Origin of the sequence: Kitasatospora sp. NPDC059646, from assembly GCF_042734615.1 — a bacterium.
GTDB lineage: Bacteria > Actinomycetota > Actinomycetes > Streptomycetales > Streptomycetaceae > Kitasatospora.
Genome location: NZ_JBHWDS010000022.1, coordinates 56994 through 71931 on the forward strand (window position 1 = coordinate 56994; position 14938 = coordinate 71931).

The 14938-nt window shown below is 71.9% G+C and carries 13 protein-coding genes and 1 tRNA gene; 6 read left to right on the forward strand and 8 right to left on the reverse strand.

Going from position 1 to position 14938, the window contains the following annotated elements:
* Positions 1-78: 78 nt before the first annotated feature.
* Complete coding sequence (locus tag ACFV1L_RS17905) at positions 79-1113, reverse strand: glycosyltransferase family 2 protein (RefSeq protein ID WP_380366886.1); 1035 nt, start codon at positions 1111-1113, stop codon at positions 79-81.
* 571 nt (positions 1114-1684) lie between these two features.
* On the opposite strand from ACFV1L_RS17905, the gene ACFV1L_RS17910 reads away from it, so the two are divergent.
* The 4 genes from ACFV1L_RS17910 to ACFV1L_RS17925 all read left to right on the forward strand — a co-directional run bounded on the left by ACFV1L_RS17910 (position 1685) and on the right by ACFV1L_RS17925 (position 4605).
* Positions 1685-2122: a helix-turn-helix domain-containing protein gene (locus ACFV1L_RS17910; RefSeq protein ID WP_380366888.1), complete on the forward strand. Its 438-nt coding sequence runs from the start codon at positions 1685-1687 to the stop codon at positions 2120-2122.
* A gap of 95 nt (positions 2123-2217) precedes the next feature.
* Positions 2218-2694: a hypothetical protein gene (locus ACFV1L_RS17915; protein ID WP_380366890.1), complete on the forward strand. Its 477-nt coding sequence runs from the start codon at positions 2218-2220 to the stop codon at positions 2692-2694.
* The gene (locus ACFV1L_RS17920) at positions 2687-3919 is read left to right on the forward strand and encodes an MAB_1171c family putative transporter (RefSeq protein WP_380366892.1); all 1233 of its coding nucleotides are present in this window, start codon (positions 2687-2689) and stop codon (positions 3917-3919) included. Before ACFV1L_RS17915 ends, ACFV1L_RS17920 begins: the two co-directional genes overlap by 8 nt.
* Positions 3916-4605, forward strand: a complete 690-nt coding sequence (locus ACFV1L_RS17925; RefSeq protein ID WP_380366894.1) for a DUF2236 domain-containing protein — start codon at positions 3916-3918, stop codon at positions 4603-4605. Before ACFV1L_RS17920 ends, ACFV1L_RS17925 begins: the two co-directional genes overlap by 4 nt.
* Positions 4606-4694: 89 nt before the next feature.
* On the opposite strand, the gene ACFV1L_RS17930 is transcribed toward ACFV1L_RS17925, so the two are convergent.
* The 5 genes from ACFV1L_RS17930 to ACFV1L_RS17950 form a co-directional block, all read right to left on the reverse strand.
* Positions 4695-5129, reverse strand: coding sequence for a PGPGW domain-containing protein (locus ACFV1L_RS17930; RefSeq protein WP_380366895.1), 435 nt, complete (start codon positions 5127-5129; stop codon positions 4695-4697).
* 43 nt (positions 5130-5172) lie between these two features.
* Positions 5173-5541 (reverse strand): VOC family protein, encoded by a 369-nt coding sequence (locus ACFV1L_RS17935; RefSeq protein WP_380366897.1) that lies wholly within the window; start codon positions 5539-5541, stop codon positions 5173-5175.
* Between the two features lie 195 nt (positions 5542-5736).
* Positions 5737-6870 (reverse strand): hypothetical protein, encoded by a 1134-nt coding sequence (locus ACFV1L_RS17940; protein ID WP_380366899.1) that lies wholly within the window; start codon positions 6868-6870, stop codon positions 5737-5739.
* A 138-nt stretch (positions 6871-7008) separates the two neighbouring features.
* Positions 7009-8115: a hypothetical protein gene (locus tag ACFV1L_RS17945; RefSeq protein ID WP_380366901.1), complete on the reverse strand. Its 1107-nt coding sequence runs from the start codon at positions 8113-8115 to the stop codon at positions 7009-7011.
* 67 nt (positions 8116-8182) lie between these two features.
* Complete coding sequence (locus tag ACFV1L_RS17950; RefSeq protein ID WP_035864646.1) at positions 8183-8548, reverse strand: hypothetical protein; 366 nt, start codon at positions 8546-8548, stop codon at positions 8183-8185.
* Positions 8549-8750: 202 nt separating this feature from the next.
* Between ACFV1L_RS17950 and hrpA the strand changes: the two genes are divergently transcribed.
* Positions 8751-12722, forward strand: coding sequence for an ATP-dependent RNA helicase HrpA (gene hrpA, locus ACFV1L_RS17955; protein ID WP_380366903.1), 3972 nt, complete (start codon positions 8751-8753; stop codon positions 12720-12722).
* Positions 12723-12816: 94 nt separating this feature from the next.
* A tRNA-Asp gene (locus tag ACFV1L_RS17960) sits at positions 12817-12890 on the forward strand.
* 341 nt (positions 12891-13231) lie between these two features.
* Here ACFV1L_RS17960 and bldC read toward each other — a convergent pair.
* Both bldC and ACFV1L_RS17970 read right to left on the reverse strand, forming a co-directional pair.
* Positions 13232-13438: a developmental transcriptional regulator BldC gene (bldC, locus tag ACFV1L_RS17965; RefSeq protein ID WP_030459248.1), complete on the reverse strand. Its 207-nt coding sequence runs from the start codon at positions 13436-13438 to the stop codon at positions 13232-13234.
* 497 nt (positions 13439-13935) lie between these two features.
* Complete coding sequence (locus tag ACFV1L_RS17970; RefSeq protein WP_380366905.1) at positions 13936-14838, reverse strand: hypothetical protein; 903 nt, start codon at positions 14836-14838, stop codon at positions 13936-13938.
* Positions 14839-14938: the final 100 nt, after the last annotated feature.

Sequence of the window (14938 nt, forward strand, 5' to 3'; positions counted from 1 at the left end):
GTCGCCGGTTCGACCCCGGCCCTGGCCACAGCAGTGAGGAAGCCCTCGAGCGCGAAGCGCTCGGGGGCTTCTCTGTGTCTACGGGGTGCGGCGCAGGGCCTTGCGGGTGGTGCGGATGCGGCGGTGGGCGCGTTGGACGGTGGAGAGGGCGTGGAGGCGGCCGGCGACGGTGAGGCGGTACTTGAGGCGGAGGACCGGCGGGAGGGTGGCCAGGCGGTCGGGGCCGATGGCGCTGAGCAGGCGGGTGACGTGCCGGTGGTAGGCGTGGCGGTAGTCGCGGTCGCCGTCGGAGACGGTCCAGAAGAACATCGGGATCTCCTCGACCAGGGTGTTGTGGTCGTAGGCCCGCAGGTGTTCGCGGAAGACCGGGTCGGGCTGGTCGAGCAGCCAGCCGCGGACGAGTTCGATGGAGCGGACCCGGTCGGCCAGGCCGCGCGGGTCGGTGCGGCGCTGGGTGATGGACCGTTCGCCGTCCTCGCGGATCCGCCAGTGGTAGACGGGTTCGGACAGCACGTCGACGTGTTCGGCGAGGAAGTGGTGCGGGACGCTGACCGGCGCGTCCTCGTAGAGCATGCCTTCGGGGTACTCGAGGCCGGCCGTGGCCCAGAAGCTGCGGCGGTAGACCTTGTTCCAGGCGGTGCGGTCGGTGACCAGGGCGGGGAGTTCGGAGACGTGGGTGCGCAGCCGGGTCTCGGCGAACGGCCGGCGGTGGGCGTGCGAGGGTTCGAGTCCGGTGGTGCGCAGCCGGAGGGCGTTGCCGGCGGCGAAGTCGGAGCCGGTCCCGTCCAGGGTGGAGATCATCAGCCGGTAGGCGTGCGGGGGGAGGGTGTCGTCGCTGTCGACGAAGGCGAGGTACTCGGTGTCGTCGGCGAGGTGGCGCACGCCGGTGTTGCGGGCGGCGCCGAGGCCGCGGTTGGGCTGGCGGACCAGGCGGAAGCGCGGGTCGCGTGCGGTGTACTGCTCGGCGATGTCGGCGCTGGTGTCGGTGGAGCCGTCGTCCACCAGGACGCATTCGAAGTCGGTGAAGCTCTGGGCGGCGATCGAGTCCAGGCATTCGGCGAGGTACCGCTCGACGTTGTACACCGGGACGACGACGGAGAGGCGGGGGGCCATCGGCTGCGCGGCCTTTCGGGCGGGGCGCGCCCGAGTGGTGCTGGCGGACGGGCGCCTGGCGAGGTCGCGGGAAAGCTATCGACGCGGAACGGCCGGTCCGGAAACGGAAGGTGACGCCCCGGCAGCGCGGCGGCGACGTCCGCTTCGTGGGGGAGTGCGCACCGGGGTTCCGCGCGCCCGGCGCACAGGACGGAAGGAACGAGCGCTGCGGCCGCCGCCCCGGAAGGCACCGCGCTCCGAGAAGGCCCCACGCTGCGGCACGGCCCCCGCACAGCGGCACGGCACGGGGACGCGGCAAGGCCCCGCGCTCCAGCAGGGCCCCGCACTGCGGCCGCCCACGCGAGTGAACGAGCGCCGCTGCCCACCCCCGTGGGGCAACGGCGCCCGAGCATCAGGGTGCCGATCCTGCCGACCTCGGCCACGGTGTGTCAACTATCGTGGATTCGAGAGTGACGGGCGGGCGCGACCAGTGGCCTGCCCCCACGATTTCGGCACGAATTCCCCAACGATCGTGCAGAACAGGGCGATCGAGGGATACGCCCGGGGGTAAGGACCATCTATGATCCGGCACATGCCCACGGACTCTTCCCGCGCCGAAGCACCGGACTTCGCCAGTCGTTTCCGGCGCCTGATAGCGGTGATCTACCCGAAGGACCTCGGCCGGCCCTGGCGGGACTCCGAGATCGCCGAAGGCACCGGGCTGAGCGGCACGTACATCGGCAACCTGCGCAAGGGCACCCAGAAGCCGAGCCTGGAGAACGCCGTCCGGATCGCCAAGTTCTTCGGTGTCCCGCTGGACTACTTCTCCGACTCGGAGACCGCCTGCGCGGTCGAGCGCGACCTGCGCAAGATCGAGGCGCTGCGCGACGCCCGGGTGGAGCGGATCGCCATGCGGGCGGCCGGGCTGCCGCCCGAGATGCAGGACGCCGCACTCACTATTGTGGAGCAGTTGCGGCGGGCGGTCGGCCTGCCCGCCGGCCAGCCGGACGAGGCCGGCCCGGTGACGTGACGGAGCGCCAACAGGTGCCGCTGGGACACTGGCGGCTTCCGGAGGGGGTCGACGTGCGGGGTGTGGGAAGCGGGCTCGGTCGGACCCGCCGCCGGATGCGGGCGGTCGCGCGCGAGCTGCGCCTGCCGCCGCTGAGCACGGTGGAGGAGCTGTGCGGGGCGGTCTCCGCGCACCTGGACCGGCCGATCCGGATCGCCCCGCGCCGGATGCGGGTCGGCGAACCGTCCGGCTTCGTGGAGCGGCTGCCCGCCGAGGACGTGATCCACGTCGAGCAGGAGACCTCCGGGCTGCACCGCGCGCACATCGTCTGCCACGAGCTGGCGCACCTGCTGTGCGGGCACCTGAGCGAGCCGGCGCCGCCGGACGAGGACCCCTCGCTGGTCGAACTGCCCACGATCGACCCGGAGATGCTCCGCCTGGTGCTGGGCCGCTCGCACTACGACGACGTCGCCGAGGAGGAGGCGGAGGTGCTGGGCGCCGAGCTGATGCGCATCCTGGTGCTCGCCCCGGGCGCCGGCACCACCTCGCAGCTCGCCCCCGCGCTGGAGCACCGCAAGGGACAGCATGTCTGAACTGCCGTACAACCTGGTCTACTTGGGTATCGGCAGCGCCGCCTGGGTGGTCGCCGGGCTGAAGCTGCGGGCCTGGCGGCGCGACCCGTCGTTCGGCCTGCTGGTGGTCGCGCTGGCGATCGCCTCGCCGTCCACCGCGTTCCTGCTGGCCGCGCCGCTGGTGTACCGGGCGATCGGTCACCTCACCGGTGTCGGCAACCTGGCCACCCTCTTCGTCTACCTGGGCATCGTCGGGTTCTCCGCCGCCGCGGTGGTGCTCGCGCTGGTCTGGACGCCGCCGGAGGAGCGGGTCGGCGCCGAGAAGTGGGCGCCGCTGGACGACCGGCTGCGGCAGCGGGTGCGCCGCCGCACCGCGGTGTTCGTCGCGCTGGTGCCGGTGCTGGCGGCGCTGTTCCTGGCCGGCGGCCCGTACCGGCCGGAGACGCCGCTCACCTTCGACACCACGTTCGCGCCGCGGGCCGCCACCGCGCTGTTCCTGATGCTCTATCAGGGCCTCTTCGCCTACGCGCTGATCGACATCGGCCGGGTCTGCCTCGGGCACGCCGCCCGGCTCCCGGCGGGCTGGCTGCGCCGCGGCATCCGGCTGCTGGCCGCCGGGGCGCTCACCGCCTGCGGCTACGTGGTGTGCAAGCTGGCCGCGATCGCGCTGGCGTACGTCGGCGTCGGCGGCGCCGAGTGGCTGAGCACCGCGCTCGGCCCGGCGTTCGCCGCGCTCGGCGCGGTCGGCATCACCCTCGGCTTCGCCGGCCCGGCGGTCGCCGCCTGGACCCGCCGCCGCAGCGACTTCCGCGCGCTGCGACCGCTGTGGGACCTGGTGTACCGGGCGGACCGGCGGCTCGCCCTGGAGGGACCGCCGTCCCCCGCCTGGCGCGAGCGGGCCGCACTGCGCGACCTGGAGTGGCGCACCACCCGGCGCGGACTGGAGATCCGGGACGGCCAGCTGACGCTCCGTCCGTGGATCGACCCGGCCGCGGTCGGCCGCGCGGAGCGGTTCGCGCAGCGGGCCGCGCTGGGCCCGGGCGAACGGGACGCGCTGGTGGTCGCCGCCGCGCTGCGCTCCGCGGTCGACGGGCTGGCGGCGGGGGCGGTGCCGCGGCCGCGCGAGAAGCAGCCGGTGCTGCCCGGCCTGGACACCGACCCGGCCGAGGAGCGCGCGCACCTGGTGCTGGTCGCGTCGTTCCTGCACTCGCCGTTGCTGGAGCGGGCCTTGGCCGAGCAGTCGTGACCGGGGGGCCGCCCCGGGACGCGTTCGCCGCGCTGGTGCTGCAGCGGGCCCCGCAGCGGTCCCGGGTCGGGCTGACGCTCGGGTTCGTGCGCACCTTCGCCGTCCCGGAGATCGCCGAGGTGCTGGCCGGCACCGGGAAGCTGGCGTCCGCGCCGAAGGCCCGGGCCAAGGCCACCGGCGCGATGATGTTCGCCCTGATCGGGCACGGGGTGGACAGCGAGGCGGGCCGGGCGATCGTCGCCGAGCTCGCCGCGCTGCACCGACTGCCAGGCGTGGACGCGGACTTGATGCGCTATGTGCTGGCCTGCTTCACCGTCTGCCCGGTGGAGTTCACCGCCCGCAACGGCGGGGTGTCGCCCGCCGAGCGGGCTGCCGCGTTCGCCTTCCAGGCTTCCCTGGCAGCCGCCCTGGAGCTGCCGGCGCTGCCCGGTCCGGGACTGGACGCGGTCGCTGCCTGGATGCGGGAGTTCGAGGCCGCCCGGTTCGCCCCGAGCCCGGCCGGTCAGGCCCTGTGGGGGGCCGTCTCCGGCCTGTTCGCGGCCCGCCTGCCCGGCCCGCTGGCCCGGCACGCCCCGGCGTTCGCCACGGCCCTGCTGGACGCCCCGCTGCGGGCCGCCTTCGACGTCCCCCGGCCCGCCTGGCCGTTGCGGGCGGCCGCCGCCACCGCGTTCCGGCTGGCCCGCTGACGGCACGTCAGGCCGGGCGCGGGGGCGTGGCCCGGCGTCCGCCGTGCGCGGGGCGCGAATCCGGCGCCCGCCGTGCGCGGGGCGCGGGCTCAGCGGCCGCCGTGCACCCGGCGGTGGCTCCAGATCAGCAGGGCGAACAGGATCAGGCCGGACAGCACCAGGCTGAGCCCGGTCGCCCAGCCCGCCAGCGGCAGGCTGGGCACCAGGACGGCGACGACGCCCGCGCCGATCAGTCCGAGCCCTGCGAGCACCGAGCCGGCGATCCGCCAGCGGGAGGCGACGCTCGCCTCCGCACCCTGCATCGCCTTGAGCCGGACCGGTTCGACGAAGCGGGAGAACGCGGGGATCGCCCGGGCCAGCAGCACCATTCCGGCCAGCAGGAGCAGCATGCCCGGTCCGGGCAGCACCAGCAGCACCACGCCGATGCCGATCAGCGTGACTCCGGCCACTCCGAGAACCACCCTGGCCACCGGGTGGACGTTGCCCGGGTCCGCTTCGAAGTCCGGCCGCTGCTGCTCGTTCATCGCTCCACCCTAACCGGGGCGCGGAGCGAACCGGCGGCAGCGCTCAGGGCCTGGTGAGCGCCTCGATGCTGTGCCCGTCCGGGTCCTTGACGTAGACGCCGCGGCCGCCGTTCCAGTGGTTGATCCGGCCGGGCTGCCGGGAAAACGGGTCGGCCCAGTAGGGCAGTCCGCGGGTGGTGATGCGGGCGAGGACGGCGTCGAACTCGTCCTCGGAGACCAGGAAGGCGTAGTGCTGCGGGGTGATCGGGCCGGTCGCGGTCATCACGTCGAGCGTCACCCGGTTTCCCAACTGCACGGCGAGGAACGGCTCGTGGACTTCGGCTTCGGGCAGGCCGAGCAGTTCGGTGAGGAAGGCGGCGGTGGCCTGCCGGTCCGTGGCGGCCACGATGGTGTGGTTGAGCTCGACGGGCATGGTGCACTGCCTCTCGTTCCGGGGCGGGGTGACCTCTCTCGTCCCGACGGTAGGACCTCAAGCGCGCTTGAGGTCAAGGCGGAGGCCAAGGCCCACCCGGCGACGGACCGCCCGGCGGGGGGCGGTACCGGCGGCGGGAGCGGTCCCGGCGACGGGCGGTCCCCCGGCGGCCGGGCCGGGGGACCGCCCACCCGGTCACATGCCGTTCTTGCGGATCGCGGTGTAGCCGGACAGCTTCGACATCGGCACCTCGTGCGAGATGCAGCCGTTGCTGCCGGAGTCCTCCAGGATGATCGCCTTGGTGTGGGCGGCGTCCGCCCAGCCGCCGAACAGCACCACGTGCTGGTTGTTGTCGCCGCCCTCGTGGTGGATGACCAGGGCGTCGCCGGGCATCAGGTCGCTCTTGCTGATGTGGTGCGCGATGCCCGCGCTCTCGCTGATCAGCGGACCGGTGGAGGTGCCGCCGCCCGCGGTGGACAGGCCCCAGGCCGCGGAGACGAAGCCGGAGCAGTCGACCCGGTAGCCGTTGGTGACGGCGCCCTGGCTGTAGCCGAGCTTGCGCTCGACCCGCTCCATCGCCCGTTCGACCATCGCCCGGCGCTCGTCGGAGACACCGTCCAGGTTCGGCCGGTCCACCACGCCGACGCCGTGGCCGTTGGTGGGGTGCGGCCGACCGTGCGCCCAGGCGTCCCAGCTGCGGCCGTTGATGAGCGTGGTCTTCCAGTCGCCGCTGGAGCGGTCCTTGATCTTCGGGCCGTCGTGCAGGCCGCCCGGCCGGGTGGAGATCCCGGAGCCGTCACTGCCGCTGGTGTCGCTGCCGCCGGTGTTCGGCGAGGACGGCTGCGGCGCGTGGCTCCCGCCGCCGCCCGAGCCGCTGCCACCACCACTGCCGCTGCCACCGCCGCCGTGGCCGCCGACTCCGTCGATGCCGGTGCTCGGCGACTTGGGCTGCGGCTTGTCCTCGCCCTTGGGCTTGTTCATGTCGTCGGCGATCTGCTTGTCCACCGCGGCGTACCGCTCGATGAGCTGCTTGATCTTCGCCGCGTCCTGGCCGAGCTCCTGGGTGAGCTTCTCCTTGGTCTTCATCAGCGCGTCCGCCCGGCTGCTGATGTCGGCGACGTCCCGGTGGACCTGCGCCAGCACCGCGCCGGCCCCGACGATCCCGAGGATCGCGCCGGAGAACACATCGGTGGCCGCCGCCTTCGCGACCGTCTCCTTGATGTGCGCGGCCTGCTTGGTCATCTCCTCCATCCGCTGGTTGATCTGCGCGAAGTCGCGCTGGATCTTCAGCAGTTCTTCCGGATGGAAGCCGAACTGGTTGCCTGCCATCGTGTTTCGCCCCCCTCGTCGACCCACGGCCCCCCTGGCCGGTCGTCCCAAGACTATTTCAATACCGCACCGGTGAACGGCGAAGGGCCCGGCCGGGGGTGCTCAACCCCCGGCCGGGCCCGTTGCGGTGAGTGGGCGTCAGTCGATGCCGTTGCGGCGGTACGGCTGGTAGGCGGAGCCGCCGTGGAAGTACGGGTAGGGGATCTCCCGGGAGACCATGCCCGCGTCGCCGCTGTCCTCGATGCCGATGTAGCGGGTGTGGGCGGCGTCCGCCCAGCCCGCGAACAGCACCGTGTGGTCGTTGGAGATCAGCGCGTCGCCCGGCTGCAGGTCGCCCTTGCCGATGTGGTGCGACACGCTGCCCTTCATCAGGCCGATGGTGTTCAGGCCGGGGCCGGGCAGGCCCCAGGCGCAGGACACCAGGCCCGAGCAGTCGACCCGGTAGCCGTTGGTGACGGCGCCCTGGCTGTAGCCGAGCTTGTGCTCGGCGCGCTCCAGGGCGCGTTCGACCATGGCCCTGCGCTCCGGCGACAGCCCTTCCAGCTTGGGCCGTGCCTTCACGCCGAGGCCTTCGCCGTTGCGCTTGTGGCGGTGGTCGGACCAGGAGTCCCAGCCACTACCGTTGATGATCTTGGTCTTCCAGTCGCCGGTCGAGTGGTCCTTGAGCTTCGGCCCGTCGTGCTTGCCGCCGGGCCCGCCCGACGGCGTGCCGGTGCCGCCGTCGCCACCGCCGCCGGTGCTGTCGGTGCCGGTGTGCGGGGACTTCGGCTGCGGGGTGTGACTTCCGCCACCGCCCGAACCGCTGCCACTGCCGCTGCCACCGCCACCGCCGGTGCTGTCGATCCCGGTGTGCGGCGACTTCGGCTGCGGCTTGCCCTCGCCCTTGGGCTTGTTCAGCTCCTCGGCGACCTTCTTCTCCGCCGCCGCGTACCGCGCGATGACCTGCTTGATCTTGGCCGCGTCCTGGCCGAGCTCCTGGGTGAGCTTCTCCTTGGTCTTCATCAGCGCCTCGGCGCGCTGGCTGATCTCGGAGACGTCCCGGTGGACCTCCGCCAGCACCGCGCCGGCCCCGACGATCCCGAGGATCGAGCCGGAGAACACGTCGGTGGCGGCGGCCTTGGCCACCGTCGCCTTGATGTGCCCTACCTGCCTGGTCATCTCTTCCATGCGCTGGTTGATCTGCTCGAAGTCGCGCTGGATCTTCAGCAGTTCTTCCGGATGGAAGCCGAACTGGTTCCCCGTCATCGAAGGACGCCCCCTCGTTCTCCGCCCGCGGCCGGGCCCGGCACGCTCTTCACCGTCCGGCCCCCGGTCACAGGACGTTGGCGAGGCGCTTCACCGAGTCGCCGAGCTGACCGAGCTCGTCCGCGACCCCGTTCAGCTCCCGCACCCGGCCCTGCGCGTGCGCGGTGAACGCGTCCGCCGCCGCACCGTGCCAGGACATGTTCGACAGGACCGAGTTCACCTCGCCGCCCAGCTGCTCGACCTGCTTGGCCATCTCGGCCAGCTCCTGCGCGATCTTGTTCAGCTCGGCGTCGGCGTCCCCGAACATCTTGCTGAGCGCCCAGTGCGCGATCTCGGCGGGCGCCATGACGATGTCCTTGCCGACCTCGACCACGTCGCCGACCACGTGACCGACGTCGCTGATCAGGTGTCCCACGCCGTCCAGAAGACCCATCAGAACTCCCCCTGTTCCCCGTTAAAGCGTTCCCCCCAGGCTAGTCAGTACGGCGTTCGAGCGAAACGGGCGGGTGCCCGTCAATACCTTCTGTTGACCGTCCGGGCGGCTGTTCGCGGTCCGCCCGCCGCGCCTGTGACACTGGAAGCCCGCAACAAAAACCGAGGTGCGCCCCGGCCCCGCCTTTATGCAACCTAGAGGGATGCCCGCAGTGAGTTCTCCCGTAGCCCCGCAGCCCGCCCCCACGCTCGCGGAGCTGGCCGCCCGGCTGCCCGGCCTGATGCTGCGCGACGCGCAGCGCCTGGGCCGCCGACTGGAGGGCACCCGCAAGGTCCGGTCGGCCGAGGCCCGGCAGAAGATCCTGGCCGAACTGGCCGCCGACTTCGACCGCTCCGAACTGCGGGTGACCGACCGCCGGGCGGCCGTTCCCGAGATCCGCTACCCGCAGGAACTGCCGGTCGCGCAGAAGAAGGACGAGATCCTGGCGGCCGTCCGCGACCACCAGGTGGTGATCGTGGCGGGCGAGACCGGTTCCGGCAAGACCACCCAGATCCCGAAGATCTGCCTGGAGCTGGGCCGCGGCGTCCGCGGTCTGATCGGCCACACCCAGCCCCGCCGGATCGCCGCCCGCACGGTCGCCGAGCGCGTCGCCGAGGAGCTGGACACCCCGCTCGGCGAGGCCGTCGGCTGGAAGGTCCGGTTCACCGACCAGGCCGGCCAGGACACCCTGGTGAAGCTGATGACGGACGGCATCCTGCTGGCCGAGATCCAGACCGACCGGGACCTCCACCAGTACGACACCCTGATCATCGACGAAGCGCACGAGCGCAGCCTGAACATCGACTTCCTGCTCGGCTACCTCAAGCAGCTGCTGCCCCGCCGCCCCGACCTCAAGGTGATCATCACCTCGGCCACCATCGACCCGGAGCGCTTCGCCGAGCACTTCGACGGCGCCCCGATCATCGAGGTCTCCGGCCGCACCTATCCGGTCGAGGTCCGGTACCGGCCGCTCGCCGAGGACGACGACGCGGACGGCGACGACGAAGCGGCGGACCGCGACCGCGACCAGATCCAGGGCATCTGCGACGCCGTCGAGGAGCTCCAGGCCGAGGGCCCCGGCGACATCCTGGTGTTCCTCTCCGGCGAGCGGGAGATCCGCGACACCGCCGACGCGCTGACCAAGCTGAAACTGAAGTCCACCGAGATCCTGCCGCTGTACGCCCGGCTCTCCTCCGCCGAGCAGCACCGGGTCTTCCAGCGCTCCTCGCAGCGCCGCGTGGTGCTGGCCACCAACGTCGCCGAGACCTCGCTGACCGTCCCCGGCATCAAGTACGTGATCGACCCGGGCACCGCCCGGATCTCCCGCTACAGCCACCGCACCAAGGTCCAGCGCCTGCCGATCGAGGCGATCAGCCAGGCCAGCGCCAACCAGCGCAAGGGCCGCTGCGGCCGCACCTCGGACGGCATCTGCATCCGGCTGTACTCGGAGGAGGACTTCCTCTCCCGCCCCGAGTTCACCGACGCGGAGATCCTCCGCACCAACCTGGCCTCGGTCATCCTGCAGATGACCGCGGCGGGCCTGGGCGACATCGCCGCGTTCCCGTTCCTCGACCCGCCGGACTCCCGCAACATCAAGGACGGCGTCAACCTGCTGCACGAGCTGGGCGCGCTCGACCCGGCCGAGAAGGACCACCGCAAGCGGCTGACCCCGCTGGGCCGCAAGCTCGCCCAGCTCCCGGTCGACCCGCGGATGGCCCGCATGGTGCTGGAGGCCGACCGCCTCGGCTGCGTCCGCGACGTGATGGTGATCGCCGCCGCGCTGTCCATCCAGGACCCGCGCGAGCGCCCCGCGGAGAAGCGCCAGGCCGCCGACGAGCGGCACCGCCGCTTCCACTCGGAGACCTCCGACTTCCTGTCCTACCTGGCGATGTGGCGGTACGTCAGGGAGCAGCAGAAGGAGCTGTCCTCGTCGGCGTTCCGCCGGATGTGCAAGTCCGAGTTCCTCAACTACCTGCGGATACGGGAGTGGCAGGACGTCTACGTCCAGCTGCGCACCATCGCCAAGCAGCTCGGCGTGACGATCGACGAGCCGCACGACGACGCCGAGCCGGACGCGGACCGCATCCACCAGGCGCTGCTGTCGGGCCTGCTCTCCCACCTGGGCCTGTTCGACGTGGAGAAGCGTGAGTACGCCGGCGCGCGCGGCGCCCGGTTCGCGGTGTTCCCGGGCTCGGGCCTGTTCAAGAAGCCGCCGCGCTGGGTGATGTCGGCCGAGCTGGTGGAGACCTCCCGGCTGTGGGCCCGGATCAACGCGAAGATCGAGCCGGAGTGGGTGGAGCCGCTCGCCCCGCACCTGATCAAGCGCACCTACAGCGAGCCGCACTGGGAGAAGAAGGCCGGCGCGGTGCTGGCCTACGAGAAGGTGACGCTGTACGGCCTGCCGATCGTCGCCCAGCGCAAGGTCAACTACGGCCGGATCGAGCCCGAGCTGTGCCGGGAGCTGTTCATCCGCTCCGCCCTGGTGGAGGGCGACTGGGAGACCCACCACCGGTTCTTCGCGGAGAACCGCAAGCTGCTCGACGAGGTCGAGGAGCTGGAGAACCGGGCCCGCCGCCGCGACATCCTGGTGGACGACCAGACCCTGTTCGACTTCTACGACGCCCGCCTGCCGGAGGACGTCGTCTCCGCCCGGCACTTCGACGCCTGGTGGAAGAAGACCCGGCGCGACCAGCCCGACCTGCTCAACTTCGAGAAGTCGATGCTGATCAACGACTCCGCGGACGGCGTCACCGAGGCCGACTACCCGGACGTCTGGCAGCAGGGCAAGCTCCGCTTCCCGCTGACGTACCAGTTCGAGCCGGGCAGCGACGCGGACGGCGTGACGGTGCACATCCCGCTCGCGGTGCTCAACCAGGTGGTCGCGGACGGCTTCGACTGGCAGATCCCGGGCCTGCGCGAGGAGTTGGTGACGGCCTGGATCCGTTCGCTGCCGAAGGCGATCCGCCGCAACTTCGTGCCCGCCCCGGACTACGCGCGGGCCGCGATGCGCGAGCTGACGGACCGCCAGGAACCGCTGCTGCCGACCCTGGAGCGGGTGCTGCACCGGATGTCCGGCCTGCCGATCCCGCCGGAGGCGTGGGACGAGGAGCGGATCCCGGACCACCTGAAGGTCACCTTCCGGGTGGTGGACGGCAAGCGGAAGCTCGCCGAGTCCAAGGACCTGGAGGAGCTGCGCCAGGGGCTTCGCCCGAAGCTGTCCGCGACGCTGTCCAGCGCGGCGTCCGGCCGCGGCATCGAACGCACCGGCCTGACCGCCTGGCCGGCCGATCTGCCGGTCCTGCAGCGGACCTTCGAGCAGCGCACCCGAGGCCATTCGCTGCGTGCCTACCCGGCGCTGGTGGACGAGGGCACCACGGTCGGCATCAAGCTGTTCGACACTCCGGAGGCCCAGCAGCGCGCCATGTGGGCGGGCACCCGCCGGCTGCTGATGCTGCAGATCAACTCGCCCGCCAAGTCGATCCAGGGTCGGCTGGGCAACCAGGCGAAGCTGGCGCTGTCCTACAACCCGCACGGTTCGATCCCGGCGCTGTTCGAGGACGTGGTGGCGGCGGCCACCGACCGGCTGATGACGCTGGCGGGCGGCGTCGCCTGGGACGCGGAGGCGTTCACGGCGCTGTACGACAAGGTCCGGGCGGACCTCTACGAGCTGTCGGCGGACACCACGCTGAAGACGGCGGCGGCGCTGATCGCCTTCCACAAGGCGTCGAACCGGCTGAAGTCGGTCTCCAGTCCGGTGCTGCTGTCCGCCGTGAACGACGTCCGCCTGCACCTGGCGTCGCTGGTGCACCCGGGCTTCGTCACGGACACCGGCTGGCAGCGACTGGGCGACCTGAAGCGGTATCTGATCGCGGTGGACCGCCGCCTGGAGGCGCTGCCCGACCACCCGCAGCGCGACCTGCAGAACCTGCAGAAGGTGCAGGCGGTGCAGCAGGCGTACGGCGAGCTGCTGGCGAAGGTGCCGGCCGGCCGGGAGCCGTCGCCGGAGGTCGAGGCGGTCCGCTGGATGATCGAGGAGCTGCGGGTGAGCTTCTTCGCGCAGGGTCTCGGCACGCCGAGTCCGGTCTCGGAGAAGCGCATCCTGAAGGCGATGGACGCCGCCGCGGCGACCCTCTGAGGCCGGTCCGGAGCCGGTTCGACCTGGGGGGTCGCGATGCAGTACGATCTGTCTTGTTCGCAGGCGAGAGCAGGCGGGCAAGGATCAGATCACTGGTCCCGTGGAGCAGTTGGTTAGCTCGCCACCCTGTCAAGGTGGAGGTCGCGGGTTCAAGTCCCGTCGGGATCGCAGGAGCGCAGGGCCCGGAACTTCGAGTTCCGGGCCCTATCGCATTTTCCGGCGCGGGCACAAGATAACGGTGCTGTGATCACCGTCACTGACGCCCTTTCGGAAGACCACTTCCGGAGCATCCCGGCAAAGCACCCTTATTTAATATGTAAAATTGTACTGCCATTCCCTGAAATTCCCCCCTCTCCCACCGGCCCCACGGGAATCCCGCATTCCGGGTCCGGACACGCCGAAGGGCCGCACCCCCGACCCGGCGGAGTCGGGGAGGCGGCCCTTCGGACCTGCCGGACGCGGTCCCGACCCGGCGGAGTCGGGGGCGCAACCCGGGGAAGAACGGGGAATCAGACCTCGGTGCGCTGGGCCGGAATACCGGCCAGCAGGGCACGCACCTCCGCCTCGCGGTAGCGGCGGTGGCCGCCGAGGGTCCGAATCGACGTGAGCTTGCCGGCCTTGGCCCAGCGGGTCACCGTCTTCGGGTCCACGCGGAACATGGTGGCGACCTCTGCCGGCGTCAGCAGGGGCTCGGCGTCAGGGGTACGAGCGGTCATGAGCGGCCTCCTCGGGAGAACCGAACCAGGGCGGTTCTATCCTTCAAATTCTGCACCTTGACCCGCGATGCCCGAAATGGCACGGACGGGCCGAGTCGGTTATAGGACGAACGGCTTGTCCTGGTGTCTACAACTACACCATCCGTCCAGCCCTATCGGCCAAACCGTCAAAATTGACCCCTCACGGGTTCAAGGGCGACGGATGGCCATGGACCACCCCATAGCGGACAGTCACGCAGTGGTGACGTCCGGTCACGGTGCGGCACGCCTGAGTGAGCTTGGGCTGGTTGTCCCATTTTGGCACATAGGTCTGAGTTCGCGTCAACGGTGAGTAGTGTCACGTTCCTCGGCTATTGACCCGATCCGGGACCATGGTCCCAAAAACTGTCCCAATGGTATGGACCATCCTCTCCCGTCGCACCGGTTTTCGACCAGGGGGCATTTTCTGACGGCCCCTCAGCCCCTCTGAGCCTCCCCCGTCCCCGGGCCGATCACGCTCAGGACGCGTGCCGCAGTGCCAGCACCCGCCGCCAGCGCGCCGCCAGGTCCTCGTACATGCGCAGCGCGGCCGTCGCCTCCCCGGCCCGCAAGGCCGCCAGGCCGTCCGCGAGTTGACCCACCGACCGCTCCTCGGCCAGCGCCCGCGGGCCGAGCAGCTGCACCAGGCCGCCGTAGTCCAGCTCCACCAGGGAGCGCGGGTGGAACTCCTCCAGCCAGCGCCCGACCTCCTCCGCGCCCTCCGCGAGCGCCGCGCCCGCCGCCCGCTCGCGCAGCGCCCGGTAGGCCCGGGCGATCCGGCGGCGGGCCTGCACCATCGGCGTCAGGTAGAACAGCGCGGCCGGCTCCGACCGTTCGCCGTCCCCGGCGGAGCCGTACTCGCCGGCCGGCTGGTGGTGGCGGTCCTCCTCGCCGAAGGCCAGGAACCAGTGCAGCGGCACCTCCCAGCGGCTGGCCAGGATCCACGGCCGGGCGTCGGGGTGGTCCTGCTGCCACTGCGCCCGGTCGGCCTCGGCGGCGGCCCGCAGGGCGGGCGGCAGCACGGTGTCGACCAGGTGCGCGGGCAGCGTCCGGCGCAGCTCCTGCAGGGCCTGCCAGGCGCGCAGCCGGGTCGTCCACGGACAGATGTAGGTGACGCCGTCCGCCACCCGCACGTAGGCCTGCCCGTCCTCCTGGTCGGGCAGCGGACGGGGCGTCAGGGCGGCCACCGCGGCCAGGGCGGCGCGCTGCTCGGCGAGCGCGGCGCCGGTCACCGGCCGGCCCGGGCCGTCGGCGTCCGGGCCGTTCGCGGCGGCGTAGGCCTGCCAGCGGGCCCGGTCGGGCTCGGGGTAGGCGGCCAGCGGCTCGTAGACCCGCAACTGGGCGGTGTACGGAGGGAGCACGGAGGTGCGCGGCACGGTCACGCTCCGCATGTTCGCATGCGCCTCAGGGACGCGTCAGGGTGTCGTGAAGACGGCTTCGATCGTTATTCCGCAGGGGCCGCCCGAGGGCAGATTCGAAGGC